Below are 21907 nucleotides of genomic sequence, written 5' to 3' on the forward strand. Positions count from 1 at the left end.
GTCTTCTTCAGTAGTTAGTATTATTCTTAACGCGCTAGGCATCATTTATCACTTAATTTCCGACTCTATCTATCTTACGTTTTTTTTGGTTGACCTACTTATTCTACAATCAACTATATGAGCAGAGTAGAAGGTGAAAATCCACGGTTACGTCATTATCTAGGACGCTTACATCTATTTTACGTGTTAGTTCACCATTAGTTTACTCAAATCAATGATGTGAGTGCAAAGACGCTGAAGTAACGCTGCTTCATGACTGATGACTAAAATTCCCACTTTATGTTCTTTGGCATATTTAATTACTACCTGCCAAATCAGAGCTTGAGTGTTAGCATCTAGCATTGCCGTCATTTCATCTGCAATTAAGTAGCGTGTGGAAGAATTGAGCGATCGCGCTACTGCAATCCGTTGCAATTCACCCCCACTGAGTTCATGAGGATAGCGATTGAGCCAACTTTGGTGAATGCCCAAAGCAGCGAGTAAATCATCTGAAGGCGGTTGTCCTTCTGCTAAAATTTTGCTAATTCGCCAGCGCGGATTGACAGCTAGTTCCGGGTTTTGAAAAATCAGTTGGACAGGACAATAACTACTGCTGGGTAAGGGCTGACCATTACAAGTTACCTTTCCTTGAGTCGGTTGCAGATATCCCGCTAGGAGTTTAGCAATTGTGGTTTTACCCAAACCACTCGGCCCAGTCAAACCCACAACTTCGCCTCTGGCTAATTCCAAACTAAAATCTTGCAAAATCCAGCTTTGCTGGGAATGGTAACGAAAAGATAAATGTTCAGCCTTCAACATGAATACACCTCACGGGAGCGCCCCGGACTATCCGAACTTGGGGTCTAGCTTCTAAGCAAGCCTGTGTTGCTACAGGACAGCGATCGCCAAATAAACAACCAACAGGTAAAGCCTCTGGGCTGGGTTGACTACCGGGAACTGGGATAAACTCATTTTGAGGAAGCGATCGCCATAAGGCTTGAGTATAAGGATGACGCAGATTTCCAGAGGTAAAATCACCAGCCTTCGCCACTTCCAGAGTTGTCCCTGCATAAAACACAGCCACTTTATCCGCCACTTGCAACGCTGCTTCTAAGTCGTGGGTAATTAAAATGACACCTTTACCCTCACTAGCCAGTTCCCGCAGATGATTCAAAGTCTCTACTACAATCTCTGGGTGCAGCCCAGGAGTAGGTTCATCAGCAATTAACAACTCAGCACACCCTATTGCGGCTGTAGCAACTAGCACTCGCCGCGCCATACCTCCAGAAATTTGAAAAGGATACTGCTGTTTCACTGACGCAGCCAGACTATAACGGTCAAATACTTGATCTACTTGTTGTTTAGCTTTTATCTTAGGTAATCCACTTAAATTACCTGCACGATTTACCTGAGAACCCACACGCATCAAAGGGTCAAGGTAGCTTATAGATTGGGGAATTAGAGCGATTTGCTTTCCTCGCAACTGCGCCTGACGTTCTACAGTTAACGGTTCTCCCTGAAAAATCATCTGTCCTGTTACTTGGGCGTTGTGCGGTAATATACCCAAGATGGCATGAGCGAGTAAACTTTTCCCGGAGCCACTAGAACCAACAACTGCAACTACTTCACCAGCATTAACCTCTAAATCTAATTCGGAAATTACAGTTAACTGCTTCTGGGTCAGTCCCGCTTCATACATCGTGAAAGTGACACTTAAATTTTGAACTGATAACATCTTCAAATTCGACATTTGAGATTTTGAATTAATTACGAATTACGAATTACCCCTGACTTGTTTTGGGATCGAGCAATGCACGCACACTTGCACCCAAGATATCAAATGCTTTGACAGCAATTAATAGAGCCATTCCAGGTAATACGGAAAGCCACCAGTAACCTGCTGATAAGAAGCGCATTGATTCTGATAGTATGATACCGAGGGCGGGTGTTTCTGGCGAAAGACCCAAACCCAAGAAGGTAAGACCAGCCTCATGGAGAATTGCATGGGGAAACTGTAAAATTAGCCCGACGACGAACTGAGGAAACAGGTGGGGTATCATGTGATGGCGGGCAATCCACAAAGGCGATCGCCCTAATTTAGCAGATAGTTGTACATAGTCGGAATTTTTAATTTGCAAAACCTCTGCTCGTAGCAGTCTTGCTAATGCCATCCAGTGAGTAATAATGATGGAAATTAACAAACCCCCTACTCCACCACCAGCCGCAAATGCCACTAAGATAATCAGCACCAAATGAGGTAGGCTAAAAAACACATCAATTAACCAAGTGATAGCCACATCGACTTTACCACCCATAATGGCGGAAATTGTGCCTAGCACCAGTGCTAACACTGCACTACAGATAGCAGTGAGTAAACCCACCCATAAACTCAGGCTCAATCCATGCAGGGTGCGGGTGAGCATATCTCTTCCTAACCAATCAGTACCGAAGGGATGAGCAAAGTTAGGCGGTTGATTTTGAGCTTGTAAGTTGATTTCTAGTCCACTTTTGCTAATAATTTGAGTACCCAACAGTAAAATTATCAGCACGAATAGACAAAGAAGTGCGATCGCTAAAGTTTTACTCCGGCGATTACCCAAAATCCAGAGACGAGGTTTTGAACTGCGAGTAACAGAAATAGCATTCTGAAGTTTCATGGTGTGGGGTTTCCCAGACGAATGCGGGGATCAATAATTTGATAGGTGAAGTCTGCTAGAGCATTACCTATAAAAACGAACAATGCACAAAAGAAAACAATACCCACCAGTAAAGGTACATCACCAGAGAGTGCAGATTGGATTGTCGCATCGCCTAACCCCGGATAGCCAAACACTTTTTCCGCCAGCACCGAACCGCCAAACAATTCACCCAGACTCGCAAACTGTAATGTAATCGCAGGTAAGGCAATATTTCGCAAACCGTGATGTAGAATGAACCCTGTTTTCGTTTCTCCTTGAGCATAGGCGAACAAAGCAAAGTTGCTGTGAAGAATTTCGATCAGTTTTTCACGAGTAGCTAAAGCAATAGTGGCAACGCCCATTAAACTTAGTGCTAGAGCAGGTAAAATTAAATGGTATAGTCTGTCCCAAAGGCTGACATCCCGCAGCAATACCCCCGGTGGCGAAGCACAGCAAATTGGTGTAACTTGTAAGCTGACAGAAAATAAGGTCAGTAATAGTAAAGCAATCCAAAAAGTAGGAGCTGATGCCAAAGTGTAGGCATACAGACGAATAGTTTGATCCAAAAATGAGCCTTCTTTTGCTCCGGCGAGGATACCAAGAGTTACACCAAAGCATCCTGACAGCAACCAAGCCAGCCCCATCAACCACAGGGATGCACCGAAGCGATTAGCAATAACTTGCCATACTGATGCTCGATAAACCATAGATTCGCCCCAATTTCCTTGCAAAAGTTGCCCTAACCAAAGAAAGAAACGGGTAATCATGGGCTTATCTAATCCCCAGCGTTGGGCAATTAATTCTCTTTGTTCGGGAGTGAGTGTCAATCTCAGGCTAGCATTGACATAGGCATCAATTGGGTCAATGGGAGATAAACTCATCAACACAAAGGTGAGAATTGCCACTGTCAAGAGCAATAGGAAAAGATAAAGCAGTTTTTTCAGAAAAAATCGCAATAAAAAATTCATTTAATTACAAATTACGAATTACAAATTATCTTCCATTCAGTAATATTCCCTAATAGTCGTCCTTGGTGACGTTGAGATGGCACTTTTGCTCTACCAATATCCAGACATTTACTTACTAAATAAGTCTCATTCAAATTAACCAACCAAACAGAAGTTGCATCCCCTTGAGTCCCAATTCCAGTTTGACCGTTCCAATGTACTTGTTTCCAATACTTACTAGCGGCGATTTCATCAGTAGCACCCAATCCTTGATCCAATAAGCGGTCAACTGTGGGATTAGTGTAATTACTGTAATTAGGACGACGATTGGGTATACCATTGGGACTACGGTATAGGGCGCGTAAATCTAGAGAACGTGTTGTTAAAGTATAGAACCAAGCGTCATGCTGGATGCGATGCTTCATCTGTTCCCAATAGGAACCCTCTGGTTTTACCTTAATCCCCACTGGTTTGAGCATTTGGGCGATCGCCATTGCTAATCCTTGTTCATGGGGTAGACTTGCTGTGTAAAGCAAGGTAAATTCTGCTTCTGTTCCTTGTTTATCCACTGTGCCATTGTTGTTACTATCTCCCCACCCAGCTTCAGCCAAGATTTGTTTTGCTTTATTGATATCTGCATCAGCAATGGCCGGGGCTGGTTCTTGCCAAGGCGGCCCACCTGGATAACCATAAACACTAGACCCATAGCCCCACAAAATTGCATCGACTAATGTCTGGCGGTTAATTGCATAGTTGATTGCTTGGCGAATTCCTCGGTCTGATGTGACGTTATTTCCTGTGGGATAACCTTGAGCATTTTTTTGTCCTGTATCGGGGGCAAAAGGTAAGATCGTGACGGTATGATCTAAAGTGGGAATTTGATATAGTTCCATTCCGCTTACAGAATGTTTTGCCAAGGGATAGGGAATTTTCGCAATTTGAGCGCGACCTGATTTAGCAGCCGCAAAAGCAGCATCTCCTTGGGTGAATAAGAAAACAACACGCTTAATGCTGGGTTTGTTCCCATAGTAATAAGGGTTAGCTTCCAATACAATTTGTTCTCCCTCTACCCACTGTACTAATTTGTAAGGGCCAGAACCAATGGGATTACGGTTGTATGTTTTGCTGTGGGCGTGTTTAGGGACAATGCCTAAGCTAGCGAGTTTGTCAATAAAGATGACATTTGGTTTTTTGAGGTAGAATTTCACCTCGTAATCGCCTGTGACTACAGCTTTATCTAGAAATTTTTCTAAACTTAATTCTGTGTCTTTGTTGAATGTGTAAGCAACATCTTCTGCTGTTAAGGGTTTTCCATCACTGAAGCGGACATCAGGGCGGATTTTTACTGTCCAAATTTTGCGATCGCTACTCAATTGATAGTCTTGCGCTAAATCCATGACTAATCCTTGATTAAGGTCACGCCTCAATAAGCGACTTTGCAATAATGGATCGCTGTAACTATCCCAAGACCAACCATCGGTAGGGTCAAATCCCTGGCGGAAATTAATGTATTCATGCCATCCTAAATCGATGACAATTTTATCTTGAGGAAGCGAATTTGCAACTGCAACGCTGGAATTTGAGGTATTGCGGCTACAAGCAGTTAAGCTGATGAGTAGGATTCCCCAACTAACAGCTAATAATTTTCTCCATCCCCTTGGTTGAAGAGGAAATTGAGAGGTAATGACTGTAGTTTCTGCACAGGTATCAATCATAAAAATCCTCTTCAAAACCTATAGGAAAAACTACCAATCACTGTAAACGGCTCTTGTACATTCAAGCTACCAAAATCGTTAGTATCGAAATACTTCACGTTAAACAGATTTTTGAAGTTCAAACTAATGTTGTAGCGATCGCTGCGGTAAAATAACGCTGCATCAGTTCGCAGATATGAAGGAACGGTGAATTCGTTGGGTATACCATTGGCGCGATCGCCTACGTATACTAATCCCAAACCACCGCCAAATCCTTGCAAATTACCTTTTTGAATTTCATAGGTAGTCCAAAGACTCGCGCTATTATAGGGAACATTCCCCAAGCGATCGCCAACGGGAATCAGGTTATCTTTTGTGACTACGGCATCAGTATAGGCGTAAGTCCCAATAATTCTCCATCCCGGTGATATTTCCCCAGAAATATCTAATTCTATCCCCCGACTGCGTTGTTCTCCGGTTTGAATTCTGTCAAAAAAGTCATCGGAATTGGGGTCTGTGGTGGCGACGTTTTGGCGGGTAATTTGATAAATTGCTAAATTTGCCAATAACTTTCTATCAAACAATTCCTGGCGAATTCCTACTTCATATTGTTCAGAAGTTACTGGTTTAAAAGCTTCACCACTGGAATTTCTGCCAAACACTTGGGGTATAAAAGCATTAGACCAACTTGCATACAGGGTTGTGGTATCACTTGGTTGATAAACAATTCCTAATCGTGGTGAGAATTTGCTGTCACTGATTTTGTTAATGTTGGTGTTTGTATCCAGGTCATCATAGAAGCCTTCAACACTAGCAAAGCGTACACCAGCAGCAATTTTTAAGTTGGGCAGCAGTTCAATGATATCTTGCACATAAATACCAAGCACATCACTACCGTAGGTGATAAAATAATCTAAAGAAAGTTCCCCTGTTGGTCTAGCACCGTAAACTGGATTAAAGATATTAATAGGTGCAATTGGTGAACTGAAAGCTTTACCGGGATAATCTAAGTGGGAATATTCCACCCCAAATAATATGTTATGTCCTATGGAACCTGTTTTGAATTTTCCATAGATTTCGTTACGAAAACTCAGGTTATTTGTCTGACTATTGCTGGTTGTGAATTGACGGTTTAAGGTTTCTCCATCATCTTGTAGTCCCCGACTACTCGCCCTTCTGGAGCTAATTTGTTGCCAAAGTCCATTAAATGTTTGTTTAAATTGCCAATTATCACTAAACTGATGCTCAAATTCGTAGGTTAATGAGTTAGCAGTATAGGTTTCTAAATTGATATCAGGTTCCCCTTGGAAAAAACTGCGCCGGATGTTCAAAAATCTGGGATCTGCTCGAAATACACCAGGATCTACTGATTCATAGGTGAGGTTCTCATAGTCTATATTTAACGTAGTGCGATCGCCCAATTTCCAAGTCAGCGCCGGTGCGATAAAAGTCCCCGCATATCTGCCAAAATCACGAAAACTCCCTTGATTTTGATAGGAAGCATTCAGTCGGTATAGTAGGGATCTTGATTCTGTAAGCGGCCCAGTTAAATCTATTTCACCCCGATAAAAAGCATAACTACCAGCTGTAGCTTTGATCTCATAGAAAGGATCTTCTAAAGGCTTTTTGGTGATTGTATTAACCGTACCAGATTGAAAACCACTACCATACAAAATCGCGGCTGGGCCTTTGAGGACTTCAACGCGATCAATGTTTGCTAAATCCCTAGCAAAACCGCCCTGAGAACGAAAACCATTGCGGAGAGTTTCGTACTCGTCAGAAAAACCCCGAATGATAAAACCTGATGAACCAGGGCCTGTTCCTTCTGTTAATCGTTGGACACCACTGACATTATCTGTAAATTCATCTAAACGTACTACTCCCCTATCTTCTAATACCTGACGTGGAATCACCTGAATTGATTGGGGAGTGTCTTCAATGGGAACCTCCAATCTTGTCCCCGTGACAACGAGTTCTATTGGTGGTTCTTCAGCTTGTTCTCTGATATTTGCAGAGGGTGTATCCGGTGTTTGTGGTTGCTGTGCAGAAGTTGTCACACCAGCGACAACAAAAATTAAACCTTTGTCGCTGTCATCTAGTTCAACTTTCGGTAAACTCGTCTCACCCGTCACTGTGACTCGGATAGTATTTGCATCCTGATTTGTAACTACAACATCAGTAATTCCCGCGATTGGTTTTTCTTGACGGAATAATTCACCACTACTTAGTTTCAGTTGAGCGTTGGGAATATCAACGATAAAATTATTTCCTTCACTCTTAACTACAGTTTGCAGTTGGTCAGAACTAGGTGTTTCTAAAATTACTTCTAAACTGTTATCGCTGGTATTTAAGCTTACCCCTGTGATGAATATGACTTGATTTTGCTGCTGCGCTAACCAGTCTTTGACGCTGGTGTGAGGACGTTGAATATCACTTATTTGGGGAATCTGTGTGATGGGTAATTTTGGTTTATACTCTGGATTTAAATTAATCTGAACTAACTTTTCTTTTCCCTGTGCTTGTACAGGCTCGGAACATAACAAACAGATAATTCCTGCAATCCCTAAATAACTAAAATGTCCTAACTTCAAAATTTTCCTCCACTCCGCAGTCTGATAAATCGACACACATTTTTAGCCCATAACACAAAATTGTTATGAGTTTTTGACTTTTAAATGCTGTAATATTTTTTGATAAGAATGATTATCATACTATTTTCAGCAGGGAAAGATGAATAAAAAATAAATATATCGGCATTTAGCAGTAATACCAATTATTTATTTCCAAAACGAAGACGATAGTCATCATGTATAAGGTGTAAAGATAACTGTAGTGCGATCGCAGAACTTTTCGGTCTACTGTATCGTTCAAATCACACGGCTGTAACCCGATTCGGCTGGGATATTGTGCTGTTGTCAGTTAGGTGGTAGATGCTTGTGAAAAGCTTCGACTGCCCTCGCTACTCCGTCCTCTGCCTGAATCCGTTTGCCCATTGCCGCAGCACGCGATCGCATTGTTGTATCGTTGATAGCAGTTTGAATTGCAACAACTAGTTTCTCTACTGAAGGCTGTTCTTGCACAATCGGGGGTGGACCTAAACCTAACTCCCCTACTCTACGCGCAAAGAGAAACTGGTCGCCATTGTAGGGCATAGTAACTGTAGGAACGCCAGCACGTATACCATTCAATGTTGTACCATGACCACCGTGATGCACCAGTGCCGCCATTTGAGGAAACAGCCAATCGTGAGGCACTGATTGGATCGTAAATATCTCATCTTCTGGAAAATTGGCATCACGAAGCCCGCCTGCTACGGTTCGCACAATTGCTCGCTGTCCTGTCGGAATTAGCACTTTGCGAACTGTTTCTACTCCGATTTTCTCATGCCAGGTTTCAATATAAATTGGCGGTGGTCCAGCAGCCAGAAAATCTACTAGGTCGCTGGGCGGTTGCCAGTTCGACGGACGCTCAAGAAACCAGTAGCCAGTGACATACGCCCAGTCGGGCCAGTCATTCGGTTTAGGGACAAAAGAAGGACTACAGCTGTAAAGAAATGGTACTTTTTGTTGCTGCATTCGCGCCAACACACCTGACCTGGGGGAAAGAGGAGGTAAGTGCAAGGTTTCCTGTCGCCATTGGTTAATTGGTTGCCGAATAGATTGCCAAAAGAGTTGATCGAACAACGGGTAGGTCAGCCAGTTGTAGACGTCTTCTAAAAGCGGAATAGTTGGTGAGTGTATGGGAGGAAAAAGAAGATGAGGCAAAACACGTGTTTGATGGCGGGGGTTCTCACAGGCTGCGTAGCAAGGTATACCAAGTTTTTCAGCGATATCGTAGCAGGCAAATGTGTCTGGATTAAAAACAATTGCGTCTGCATCTTGGCAAATCTGCCAGAGTACAGGAAGCAGACTCTCGTTCACTGGTCGTAGCAAATTGCCCCAATCAAGCATCAAACCGAAGGGATTGTTGCCAAAAGGTATTAGTGGACTTATCTTTTTAAAGTTATTACAGTCCACAGGCACAAAGTCCAATCCGCAACTGCTAACGAACTCTTGCATAGAAACCCAAGTTGCTAGTTGTACTGAATGACCAGCCCGTTGCAATCCAAGCCCCAGGGCGACGTAAGCTCGGAGGCCGCCGGATGATGGCAATACCACAATTTTTATACGCATACTTTCTGTCCTGTTATTTTGGCGTTATACAATCACGTTATGGTTTAGGTAGGTCTAAGGATGCTCACCGGATAAGACAAGTTGGCTTTGTCAAAAGAGTTTTCACTATATTTATGGCAAAATTTATACCCAAATCTTCCAATTAATTTATACTTAGCTGCTTTAATGTCGCCCCAATATTCAAGGATAAGTTCGATTTCATAAAATTAATCAAGATACAATTTCAATTGTTCTTTTAATAATTGAACATGAGGTAAACTCAGCATTGTGTAATGTTCACCTGGTGCAGAAATAATTTCTACTGGTTGAGAAGAAAGTTCATCCCAGCCCAAGGTTGGATTATTAAGCTCACCAATACTACTTGATCGGAAGAGGATGATTCGGTGAGGATAAACTTGCGGTACATAGTTCAACATAGCTTGGATGTTACTTTTGAAAACCTGCACAAGATAGTGGAGTTGTTGCTTTCCAATATCTGGAGGTAGGAAATTAGTGATCTTTGCTTGTTCTAAAAAATGATTTAGTTGCTCATTTATATCTAGCTGTTGCAAATCGTCATCAAAAACTGACAAATTTTTCCCAGTTAAACCAGCCATATCCTCAGCAAAATTAGCTAATAGTTTGCTATCGTCATATTCATAAATCTCTGTAGTTTTGTTGCTCTCAACTGGTGCTAAACTATCTAGCAAAACAAGCCGCTTTACTTTATGACCCTGCTTGTGTAGTTGTTGAGCCATTTCAAAAGCCACAACACCACCCATAGACCAACCTCCTAAAAAGTATGGCCCTTGTGGCTGAACAACACGCAGTGCTGTAATATAGTCTGTTGCCATATCTTCAATGCTTGTGTGGGGTTGTGATTCCCCATCAAGACCAAGTGATTGCAATCCGTAAAATGGTTGGTCTGGTTGTAGATTACGTGCTAATTCGTAATAACAAAGCACATTACCACCAATTGGATGTACGAAAAATAGAGGCGGTTTAGAACCATGAGGTTGAATTGCAACTAAAGGGGACGATCGCACACAATTAGCCGACTGACGTAAAATACTAGCTAAATGTTCAATTGTAGCTCCCTGAAACAGAGTAGATATTAGCAAGTTTTGTCCTAGCTGTTTGTGAATTTGAGCCATCAAGCGCGCAGCCAAAAGTGAATGACCTCCCAAATCGAAGAAATTGTCTGTAATTCCGATGGGGGAAACATTCAACAGCCCTTCCCAGATTTGTACAAGTTGTAATTCTAAAATGTCACGAGGTGCTAGGAAGTTTTCCTGGAGTTTCGGTCTATTCGTATCCGGTGCTGGCAAATTTTGCCGGTCTATTTTCCCATTTGGTGTTAATGGTAGCTCTTTTTGTAACACAAAAGCTGTAGGTATCATGTAGTCGGGCAGTTTTTGTTGGAGGAATTGACGCAAATTACTAATACTAGGAGTTGTTTTTGGTGGAGGTACAATGTAAGCCACTAGGCGTTTGTTACCTGGGTCGTCTTCTCTAGAAATCACAACACTTTCTTTAACTTCGGGATGTTGAATTAACAAAGCTTCAATTTCACCAAGTTCAATGCGGAAACCGCGAATTTTCACTTGGCGATCGCTCCGTCCAAGAAACTCGATATTACCGTCGTTTAAGTAACGGGCTAAGTCACCAGTTTTATAAAGGCGATTCAATTTTGGATTAGCAAAATTTTCATACCTATTCTCCAATTTCAAATCGTGAAATGGATTGGGAATAAATTTTTCGGCGGTCAATTTTGGGTTGTTGAAGTAACACCGAGCAAGTCCATAACCACCAATATAAAGTTCGCCAGTAACACCGATAGGTACTGGTTGGAGATGGTCATCTAAAATGTAAATTGATATGTTAGCAAATGGCTTGCCAATTGGTACTAAGCTATCAAGAGGTAAATTGATTTCGCTACTTTCAAAATATAAACTGTCAACAGTGGACTCACTCACGCCATAGGAGTTAATCAAGCGAGTTTTTGGACTACAAAAACGCCGAAATTCTTCATATTCCTGCACATAAAAGCTATCTGAACCGACAACTAACAACCGCATAAAGTTAATATTCTGCTGAGTTTCTTCCAGATATCGCATCAAGTTTCTGATAATTGCTGGAACAAAATCTGCACAATCAACTTTTTCTTGCAACATCAGTTCATACAGCTTTGCAGGATTCAAAAGCCATGCTGATGGACATAAAACTAGTTTAGCTCCACAACAAAGAGCATGAATCCAATCTCCGGAAAAGACATCAAAAGAAAAACTAGCCGTTTGCAGATAACTAGTAACCAATGTCCGCGACTGATAAGCGTTTTTCCAAGCTTGATATAAATTGAGGAGACTGTAATGAGCGATCGCCACTCCTTTTGGTGTACCCGTAGACCCTGAAGTATAGATAACAAAAGCCAAGTTATGATCGGTAATTTTACTAACTAGATTAATCTCACTTTCCTGAGCAATTAACCCCCAGTCTGTATCGAGTTTGACTACCCGCGCCCCATACTCAGGAAGTTGCGTAACTAACTTTTCCTGAGTTAGCAACACCGACACCTGAGCATCACAGAGCATAAAATTCAAGCGCTCTTGGGGATATGCTGGGTCTAGGGGTAAGTAAGCACCACCAGCTTTGAGAATACCCAAAAGTCCTATTACCATTTCTAAAGAGCGATCGACACACACACCCACTACTACCTCTGGTTTGACACCCAGTGTTTGTAAGTAATGTGCTAATTGATTCGCTTGATTGTTCAGTTCTCGGTAAGTTAGTTGTTGTTCTTTAAAAACCACAGCAATAGCATCGGGTGTATGCTCTACCTGATTTTCAAATAATTGATGAATCGATTGCTCTTTGGGGTAGTCAGCTTGAGTGTTATTCCACTCTACTAACAACTGTAATTTCTCTGCTTCCTTTAATAATGGTAACTCCCAAAGGTATTGCTCAGGTCTAGCAACCATACCTTCTAATAAGGTAACGTAATGACCAAGCCAACGCTGAATCGTTTGGCGATCGAATAAGTCATTGTTATATTCACACTCGACAAAAAGCTCATTATCTGTTTGAGTAATATCCCAACTAATATCAAATTGAGAAGTATGAGTATGATTTTGATTGACGGTAAATTCCTCACCAAAACTCTGTGATTGCAATGACGCTTTTTCTAGATTAAACACTGCTGTTACTAGAGGCGATCTACTTAAGTCTCGCGGTAGATTTAAATTCTCAATCAACTTGATAAAAGGATAAATTTGATGTTCATAAGCATCTAACAGTACTTGCTTGACTGTATTTAGATACTCTGTAAATTTTGCATCTCCAATAACCTGAGTACGTATCGGCAATAAATTCACACAATGACCGACAAGATATCCATCTTTGAAAGCAGATTGTCCTGCGGAAACGATACCAACAACAATATCTTGCTGACTGCTTAATCGGTGTATTAACACTATAAATCCAGCTAGAAGTGTGGTTAATAAAGTGCAGTTACATTGTCCACTCAGACGTTTTAAATCTGCATATAATGCTGTATCAATCTTGATTTTTTGTCGAGAACCTTGATATGTATTTACCGCTAGACGGGAGCGAGTCGTAGGTAATTCCAATACTGGTACTGTCCCTGCAAATTGTTTGAGCCAATAAGCCTCAGCTTTTGCCATTGCTGGACTTTGTTGCAGACTTGCTTCCCACTGAGCATAATCACTCAATTGCATCGGTTTTGGCAGTTTATAAGCAACATTTTGGCACTCTGCAAAATAAATTGTACTCAATTCTCGCAGCAAAATATTAATTGACCAACCATCGGCAATAATATGATGAATAGTAAAAATTAACAGATGATGTTGTGACTCTAGCTTAACAATATGAAGCCGCAGTAATGGCCCTTGTTCTAGGTCAAAAATTTGTTGAGCTTCTGTTGTTAACATCTCTGATATTTTCTCTTGCCGTTCATTGTATTCTAAAGTTGAAAAATCAATGAAAGGAATGTTTATGAGTAAATTGGCTGGAATTTTTTGATAATCGCCTTCAGGACTAAAAGTGACTCGTAGAGCTTCGTGACGATTGACAATTTTTTGAACAGCCCTATTCATTGCTTCTAAATTAAAAAATCCGCGCAGGTGACTAGTAATTGATTGGTTATAGGCACGAGAGGCATTGTCTCCCATCTGGGCGACAAACCAAAGCTGTTTTTGTGCTTCTGTTAAAGGTATCTTCCGGGCATATTTTGAATTTTGGTTGCTGTAGGCATTAGCGGATGATAAATTCTTGGTAGAAATATGAATAGATGGTAAAAACTCTCCAGCTTGCATTTCTACAACGCTTTGCTTGACTGCCGAAATTATCTTTTCAATATCTGCATCAGTATGAGCCGTAGATAAATAAAAGGTGCGTCCTTCCCAAACATAAACACCTTTTTCCAGTAGGTGATAGAAAAATAAATTACTCAATTTCGTTTGACAATTAAACCGGAAGAGTGAACCAAAATTAACTACAGTAATTGGTACTTGTGTTTGCTCGAAGTAACTGTTAAGGGTTTCAACTAGTTGCGTTGTTCTTTGATTTAACTTTTCTTGAAGTTGGGGACTAGTATTTTTAATGTGATTGAGTGCAGCATAAGCGGCGCTCATTGCTAGAGGATGTTTGAAAAAAGTACCAGCAAAAAAAGTGGTTTCTGCTTGCGGATAAGACTCATCACCATAGTTCCAAAAACCACCGTCGAGTGCGTCTAAAAATTGTGCTTTGCCAGCTATTACCCCGATGGGTAAACCAGCAGCAACGGCTTTTCCATAGGTGGTAATATCTGCTTGAATATCCCATAAGCCTTGAATGCCACCAGGGTGCATCCGAAAGCCGGTAATCACTTCATCAAAAATTAAGACAATTCCTGTTTTTTTGGTTAATTCCCTGAGTTCATGTAAAAACTCTTTGGGTTGCCAATCTGGACGACTGCTTTGTATCGGCTCAACTAAAATGGCGGCTAATTCATGTGCATGGGCTTTGATTACATCGAGGGATTCACTGCTGCCATAGTCTAGAGCGATCGCATCCTCGACAATGTAAGATGGAATACCAGCAGCTGCGGGAATCGAACGCAATTTTCCATCGTCGCCTGTGATTCCTTTAACTAAAACCCCATCAAAGTTACCATGATAAGAACCCGCAAATAAAGCAATTTTAGAGCGTCCTGTAACGGTGCGTGCTAGGCGAATTGCTCCCATAACTGCCTCTGTGCCATCGTTGCAAAAAGCTGCTCTCTCTGCACCTGTGAGAAAGCAAATTAACTCAGCAACTTGCCCTGAAAGACGGGATTGCGGCCCATGTAAGATGCCTTGAGCCATCTGCTCTTGCACAGCTTCGACAATAAAAGATGGCGAATGACCAAATAACAGCGTACCAAATCCCATCGATATATCTACATATTCGTTGCCATCCACATCCCACAGTCTCGCACCGACTCCACGCTGTCCGTGAATGGGATATATCATCTCTTTAATAGAGGGAAGAAATCCTGATATTGCCCTGCTATTCGCATGGCATGAACGATAAGCTTGGGTAAGTCGTTTAGATTCTTGTGTACGCTGGATAAAACGGGCAATTAATGAGTCAAGATGTTGTTGCTGAACAGGCGTTAATGAGGATGTTACTTGGTCATTTTTAGATGCTATTTCTGTTGATAATTTAGTATGATTAAGTTGTTGACTTTGATGTCCAGGAGATTGAATATTTTCTAATAACGGCGATGGATTTTGAGATAACTTTCCTTCAGGCAATAAGTCTATTAATTTAGACATGACCTGAAGATGCTGTGTGATAATCTGCTCAATATTGGTTTTACTAGCTATAGGCTTGTCGTCTTTTTGGTTGGGGAGTTTGGGTATTGTTTCTTGGGGTGAAACCGTTACCGTTGGTTCTTCTGGTGGTAGTTGTTGAACTATGTGCAGTGCTAAAGCATCAACAGTCGAAAAATCTTCTAGTAACAGGCGAAAAGAAATCTGCACACCTAATTGTTTTTCAATGGCGCGACTAATTTGCAGTAATGAAAGAGAATCTGCACCCATTTCCAGAAAATTAGCGTGAATATTGATTTCAGCCGAATTTACCCCCAAAGAATTACTCAAAATCTCTTTGAGGACTGGCAAAATTTGATTGTATTGCGAAGAGTTAGGGATTCCAACAAAGAGAGTGTAGCTTGCTTCCTCAAAGGGAGACGCTAAGATTTCTTTAGTCTCATGGATAGAGGTGGTATTTTGAGGTAATGAATTATACTGAATATTTTGGGGAGCAATCCAGTATCTTTTGCGCTCAAAGGGATAGGTAGGCAATATCAGACGATAGCGTGGCTCATGTCCATAAAATTTTGACCAATCGACATCAACTCCTTGCAGCCAAAGTTTACCCAGTGTATTCAGTAAAAACACTACATCCGATTGTTGATTTTGTGGATGTCTTAGTGAAGAGAGAACCAGATGACCAGCCGCTTTTTGCTTTCCGAGCAAAGTACTTAATGTTCGTCCTGGGCCGACCTCTAAAAAAATTCGCTCTGATTCTTGTAGTAACTCAGCAATTCCCTGGCTAAAGCGTACCATTTGCCGTAGGTGTTTTGCCCAGTAACTTGGAGCGATCGCTTGATCTGTGGTAATCCAAGTGCCTGTTAAATTAGACACAAAGGGTATTTTGGGCGGATTTAAGCTGATTTGGCTAACTTGTTTGATGAATGGCTCTAAAATCGAGTCCATCATTGGAGAATGAAAAGCATGGGAAGTATGCAGACGACGACAATCTACACCTTGCTGACTCAGACGATGTTGCAACTCATCAATAGCTGCTGTTGTTCCTGAAACCACACACATTTCTGGCGCGTTACTTGCGGCTAAGGATATCTCGCCTAACAGAGGTGTGATTTCTGACTCAGATAGTGGAACAGCCAGCATCGCACCACCTGGAAGTTTTTGCATCAGTTGTCCGCGAATAGTTACTAGTGCTAAAGCATCTTCCAGGGAGAACACACCAGCTAGAGTTGCCGCAACATACTCACCAATACTGTGACCAATCATCGCTTCTGGATGAATACCCCACGCCATCCACAACTTACTTAGAGCATACTCAATGACAAACAGCGCTGGCTGTGTAATATGAGTTTGTGTAAGTAGCTGTGCCGCAGTTGCAGTTTGTTCTTGGCTCGGATAAAGAATATCACGCAGATCCAGTTTTAAAGGTAATTTGAGCAATTCACAGCAGTAATCAATTTGTTGTTGAAAAATTGGCTCAGTTTGATAAAGTTCCCGACCCATATCCACATACTGAGCGCCCTGACCAGGAAACATAAACACAATCTGTCGCTGACAGGGTTCGGTGAAATTGGTCACAACTCGTTGCGGGTCTGGGGTTTTTAGGACTTTCGCCCCATCGTCAAGGTTTTGGCAAACTACCATCCGGCGATGTTCAAAAGCTCGGCGACCGACACCAAGGGTAAAAGCCACATCCGCAATATTCAAATGAGGATTTTGCTGAAAATGCTGCACAAGATTCGTTGTAGCAGTTTCTAATGCTGATGCGGTTTTAGCAGAAAGAACTATCAGATGATATTTTCTCCCCTGCTCCCGCGCTCCCCTGCTCCCCTGCTCTCTCATCGGGGCTTCTTCAACAATCACATGGGCATTAGTTCCACCCACACCAAAGGAACTCACACCTGCGCGTCGAGGTGTGCCATTGGTCTTCCATTCAGATAATTTAGTATTGACGTAGAAAGGACTGTTAATAAAATCTATTTGGGGATTAGGCTCTTGGAAATACAAACTAGGTGGTATCTGTTTGTGCTTGAGTGCTAATACAGTTTTGATCAAACCTGTAATTCCAGCAGCTACACCCAAATGCCCAACATTTGTTTTCACTGAACCAATGGCACAAAAGCTTTTCTTGTGAGTGCTGCTACGAAAAGCTTGTGTGAGTGCAGCGATTTCAATTGGATCTCCTAAAAATGTTCCCGTGCCGTGTGTTTCAATATAAGTTATCGTCTCTGGTTCTACTTCGGCTACAACTTGAGCGGTTCTAATCACCTTGGCTTGGCTATCTATCCGGGGTGCGCTGTAGCTAACTTTATTTGCTCCATCGTTATTAATAGCAGAACCTTTGATGACAGCATGGATGCAATCTTGATCTGCTAGAGCATCTTCTAATCGCTTCAAAACCACAATTCCCACACCTTCACCGCCCACAGTTCCCTGTGCTTTAGCATCAAAAGCACGACAGTGACCATCGGGAGACAAAACGCCCCCATTTGTATAAAAATAGCCAGATTTGCGTGAGGCATTTATAGAAACCCCACCAGCCAAAGCCATCTTACATTCCCCATTCAGTAAGCTTTGACAGGCTAAATGCACAGCAACTAAAGAACTGGAACAGGCAGTTTGCACTGTATAACTCGGCCCTTCTAGATTGAGTTTGTAAGATACCCGTGTAGTCAAATAATCCTTATCATTACCAATCAAAAGTTGAAAATAATCAACTGATTCGGTGATATCTTTGTTTGCATAAAAATTAAATAAATAAGTGTTTAGTTCAGCACTAGCATAGACACCGATTGCACCTTGATAGGTTTCGGAATTATAACCAGCACTTTCCAGGGCTGACCAAGCACATTCTAAAAAAATCCGATGTTGGGGATCGGTAATTTCAGCTTCTTTAATATTAAAGCCAAAAAATGAAGCATCAAATAATTCTACGTCTTCTAAAACGGCGCGGGCTTTAACATAGTTAGGAGCCTTAATAGTACTTAATTCTATTCCTGATTCTAATAGTTCTTCATCTGTAAAAAAAGAAATTGAATCTACACCATTTTGCAGATTACGCCAAAATTCATTGAGATTCTTAGCACCGGGAAAACGCCCCTCCATGCCAATAATCGCTATTTCTTCGCCATGATTCGCAAATTTGTAATTTTCCATTATTTGTTAATCCTTTAATTGTCATTAATTGAATTTAATTTTTGCATTCGATTTTTACGATGATTTTTACCAGCTTTAATTTCCTCAGTTTGAGCGTTGATTTGGGAAGCAAATAATGTATTTTGTTTATCAATATTCAGGTGTTTTAATAAAGAGCTTATCGTAGGATATCTGAACATATCGACCATTGATAATTCTATTTTTAAGACTGCACACAATTGACTATGAACCTTAACCATGAGTAGTGAATTACCACCAAGTTCAAAAAAGTTATCGTGGATGCCTATTTTCTCAATATTGAGTGCAATTCGCCAAATATTAGCGATGTTTCGTTCTATCTCTGTTTGTGGCATCACATAACTAGCAGCCAATTGCGATCGCCAACTTTCTATTGCAGGTAGAGCTTGGCGATCTATTTTACCGTTAGGCGTGAGTGGCAGAGCATCCAGTACAATAAAAGTTGACGGCACCATGTAGGCGGGTAACTTTTCACTTAAGAAACTCCTCAACTCATCAGTTGTGATTTGATTTGGGTGCAAAACTACATAAGCTACTAACTGTTGCTTGTCTTGCTGTTCGCCCACAGAAGTAACTACAGCAGTTCGTACTCCTGGATGTTGTGCTAGACTGGCTTCAATTTCTCCGGGTTCGATGCGGTGTCCCAGAATATTCAGCTGAAAATCGACTCTCCCCAAAAATTCAATGTTGCCATCAGGAAGATAACGCCCCAAGTCTCCAGTAGAGTACAAACGCTCTTGAGTTCGGGGATGAGTGATGAAACTAGCACGGGTTTTTTCCTCATCTTCCCAGTACCCTTTGGCTAGACCAATTCCAGCACAGTAAATTTGTCCTGCTACCCATACCGGACAGTCTTCTAGTGCATCATTTAAGATATAGTATCGGCAATTGGCGATCGCTTGACCATAAGGAATACTTTTCCAATTCTGGTCGATAGTTGTAATCGGGTAGCAGATGTTCCAAAGAGTTGTTTCCGTAGGGCCGCCAACACTGACTACTTGCGCCCTTGGGGCTATAGCTGTGATTTTATCAGGTAGAGTTAGGCCAATCCAATCTCCACCGAGAAACGCTAACCGTAAACTCTCAAATCTCAACTGAGGTTGAATATGAAAGTACTCCACCAACATTTCCATCATCGCTGGTACTGAGTTCCAAATGGTGATTTGCTGTTTTTGTATGAGTTCAGACCAATGGGTGGGATCGCGTTTGGCTGAGGCTGCTGGCATCACGATCGCACCTCCAGCAGCTAAAACCCCAAAAATGTCAAAAACTGACATATCGTGGTGTAAAGCCGTTAAAGCTAATACTCGGTCTGTTGGACTCACACCAAAGCGTTGGTTAGTGTAGATAATTGCATTGACTACACCCCGATGAGCAATCATCACTCCTTTTGGAAGCCCAGTAGAACCAGAAGTGTAGATGACATAAGCTAAGTTATCCGGTTCGTTGACCAATTTTAAGGGCTGGTGGTTTTCATTGGTGAGTTCTGCGGTGTCCACACAAAGCCGATGGATGCCCTCTGGCCATTCCCAGGTATTATTTAGCCAAGACTGGGTTAAAACCTGCTGGACTTTGCCATTTTCTAGGAGATACCACAGGCGCTCTTTGGGTAAATTGGGGTCAATGGGTAAGTAGGCAGCTCCCGATATTAAAATCCCTAATACGGCTACAATTTGCTCCCATCCCTTCTCCATGACTACCGCCACCAAAGTGTTAGGTTGGACACCTAAGTGCTGCAAGTGGCGAGCGATTTGATGCGAGTGGCGATATAATTCCTCGTAAGTCAAAGTTTTGTTGGTGGCAACCACAGCAACTTGTTGGGGTCGTTGTAGTGCTTGGGAGATAAACAAGCTGTGGAGCGTTTCTTCGGGTATGGGGGCTGCGGTGGCGTTGCTGGCTGCTCTTTGAGCAAGTTGGGCTGGTGGGACTAGTTGCCTTGTTTGCTCTTGCCAAGGTTCTTCTTGCTCGGCTAAGTTTTGCAGAAGACGGCAATAAGCTGTAAATATGTCGTCAACCATTCCCGTGGGAAAGAGATCCTCCACAGCATCCAAGTTAAATTCCAAACCGTCAGCACTCTCGTTATATTGAAAATCCAGCCATACTTGAGGCGTTTGCGCCAAACTGTAAACTATTTCCCCAATATCTGCCGGCCAGTCAGTAATTTGGGAACTATCCCTACCTTCTACTTCTTTAGGAGTGCTGGTGAACACTACAGGCATTGTCGCTCCTAAGATGTTTCTGCGGTTGTGGGCTAATTCTCGCAGGACTCGCACACTACTAACAAATTGATGCTCTAAATCCTGCCATAGTTGTTGCTGAATACGCTGTGCGCGGACTTCAAAAGAATTTTGTTGGGAATTATCTACTTCTAGTAGAGTAGATGAGGCGAATTCTCCAATAATTTTGTTAACTTGGGGATGCAAGGGCAAACGATCGAAGCGTGGAACATTGATGGTAAATCGAGGACTTTTGCTCCAAACAGCTAAAACCTCTGCATAGACAGCTAACAATAGTCCGGTGGCTGTCAAGTTAGCTTTCGCAGCCCGATTTTTTAGCCTTAGCCATGCCTCTGGCTCTAATTGTGCGTGACGACGCACAAATTTAGGATGAGATAATGAACTGGGATTTTTTACCAGGGGTAACTCTGGTGCGGGAGGTAGGGTAAGGATGCGATGCTGCCAATATTCTAGGGAGCGTTGAAATAGTGGAGATGCTTGCAAAGCCACCAAGGCTAAAACATAGTCTCGAAATGAAAGCTCAAGGGGCTGAAGAGGAATTTGGGGAGCTTGGTATAGTTGAATCAATTCGAGAAAAAGAATGCGATAACTCCAAGCATCGAAGAATATACCATCAATGCTAATGTGGATTCTAGTCAGGCGATCGCTTACTCTAGAAGCACAAATCTCAAATAATGGCCACTGGTGACTCGGTAGCACTTGATGAGACATGCGATCGCGAGTTTTTTCTAACTCTAAAGCAATGATCTCAGGATCTTGTCCCCGAAAATCCCGAAGTTGGATTTGATATGCAGGAACTTGTTCGAGAATCTGCTGTTGACCATCTGGCAAAACGATCGCTCTTAACATATCATGACGTTCTATTAATCGCTGCCATGCTAAATTCAGCCGTTTTATGTCTAAATCCACCATTTCGATTTCACAATAGGCATGGATTGAGACATTACCTAATTCCATAAAGCTATTTCTACCTATCCAGTAAGCCTGTTGCATATCGTTGAGGGGGAAAGGTAAATATTTTTGCTCTGGATTAGGCACAATTACAGGCAGTAGGCTGAGAGAATCTTCAGCTTGTTCGGAAGAGGAGGTTGTCAAGTTACCCCGTAGCCGCTTTGCTAGTAGAGCTTGTTTAGCTGCTGAAAGTTGCGATCGTTGTTCATCAATATTTTTGTTTGCCATAGTCAGAGAATTTTAGATTTTGGATACTTCGGCTACGCTCAGTACAAGTTTTAGATTT

At 42.0% G+C, this 21907-nt stretch carries 9 protein-coding genes and 1 pseudogene; all 10 read right to left on the reverse strand.

The genetic code is table 11. The annotated features are described in order from the left end of the window. Positions 1–186 precede the first annotated feature (186 nt). Positions 187–798, reverse strand: a complete 612-nt coding sequence (locus AACW45_RS29275) for an ABC transporter ATP-binding protein (RefSeq protein WP_190636499.1) — start codon at positions 796–798, stop codon at positions 187–189. After that, positions 785–1729, reverse strand: coding sequence for an ABC transporter ATP-binding protein (locus AACW45_RS29280; RefSeq protein ID WP_242045785.1), 945 nt, complete (start codon positions 1727–1729; stop codon positions 785–787). The genes AACW45_RS29275 and AACW45_RS29280 overlap by 14 nt, the downstream gene beginning before the upstream one ends. A gap of 31 nt (positions 1730–1760) precedes the next feature. Beyond that, positions 1761–2636 (reverse strand): ABC transporter permease, encoded by an 876-nt coding sequence (locus AACW45_RS29285; RefSeq protein ID WP_190636501.1) that lies wholly within the window; start codon positions 2634–2636, stop codon positions 1761–1763. Beyond that, positions 2633–3625 carry an ABC transporter permease gene (locus AACW45_RS29290; protein ID WP_190636503.1) on the reverse strand — a complete coding sequence of 331 codons (993 nt, stop codon included), beginning with the start codon at positions 3623–3625 and terminating at the stop codon, positions 2633–2635. Before AACW45_RS29290 ends, AACW45_RS29285 begins: the two co-directional genes overlap by 4 nt. An 11-nt stretch (positions 3626–3636) precedes the next feature. Beyond that, positions 3637–5319: an ABC transporter substrate-binding protein gene (locus AACW45_RS29295; protein ID WP_242045786.1), complete on the reverse strand. Its 1683-nt coding sequence runs from the start codon at positions 5317–5319 to the stop codon at positions 3637–3639. Between the two features lie 11 nt (positions 5320–5330). Beyond that, the gene (locus AACW45_RS29300) at positions 5331–7889 is read right to left on the reverse strand and encodes a TonB-dependent siderophore receptor (protein WP_190636530.1); all 2559 of its coding nucleotides are present in this window, start codon (positions 7887–7889) and stop codon (positions 5331–5333) included. A gap of 324 nt (positions 7890–8213) precedes the next feature. Beyond that, positions 8214–8981, reverse strand: a complete 768-nt coding sequence (locus AACW45_RS29305; protein WP_190636505.1) for a glycosyltransferase — start codon at positions 8979–8981, stop codon at positions 8214–8216. A gap of 695 nt (positions 8982–9676) precedes the next feature. Beyond that, positions 9677–12361 (reverse strand): non-ribosomal peptide synthetase, encoded by a 2685-nt coding sequence (locus tag AACW45_RS38490; protein WP_373462104.1) that lies wholly within the window; start codon positions 12359–12361, stop codon positions 9677–9679. A 6-nt stretch (positions 12362–12367) separates the two neighbouring features. Beyond that, a pseudogene (locus AACW45_RS38495) lies at positions 12368–18415 on the reverse strand (aminotransferase class III-fold pyridoxal phosphate-dependent enzyme); the annotation flags it as partial. Between the two features lie 14 nt (positions 18416–18429). Then, a complete protein-coding gene (locus AACW45_RS29320; RefSeq protein WP_190636509.1) occupies positions 18430–21849 on the reverse strand; it encodes a non-ribosomal peptide synthetase in 3420 nt (1139 codons plus the stop codon). Positions 21850–21907: the final 58 nt, after the last annotated feature.

Source organism: Calothrix sp. FACHB-168 (assembly GCF_963889195.1).
Lineage (GTDB): Bacteria > Cyanobacteriota > Cyanobacteriia > Cyanobacteriales > Nostocaceae > Aulosira > Aulosira anomala_A.

Excerpts from the sequence above, each read along its gene's own strand:
- AACW45_RS29275 (WP_190636499.1), bottom strand. The coding sequence starts at position 798 with ATGTTGAAGGCTGAACATTTATCTTTTCGTTACCATTCCCAGCAAAGC.
- AACW45_RS29280 (WP_242045785.1), bottom strand. The coding sequence starts at position 1,729 with ATGTCGAATTTGAAGATGTTATCAGTTCAAAATTTAAGTGTCACTTTC.
- AACW45_RS29285 (WP_190636501.1), bottom strand. The coding sequence starts at position 2,636 with ATGAAACTTCAGAATGCTATTTCTGTTACTCGCAGTTCAAAACCTCGT.
- AACW45_RS29290 (WP_190636503.1), bottom strand. The coding sequence starts at position 3,625 with ATGAATTTTTTATTGCGATTTTTTCTGAAAAAACTGCTTTATCTTTTC.
- AACW45_RS29295 (WP_242045786.1), bottom strand. The coding sequence starts at position 5,319 with ATGATTGATACCTGTGCAGAAACTACAGTCATTACCTCTCAATTTCCT.
- AACW45_RS29320 (WP_190636509.1), bottom strand. The coding sequence starts at position 21,849 with ATGGCAAACAAAAATATTGATGAACAACGATCGCAACTTTCAGCAGCT.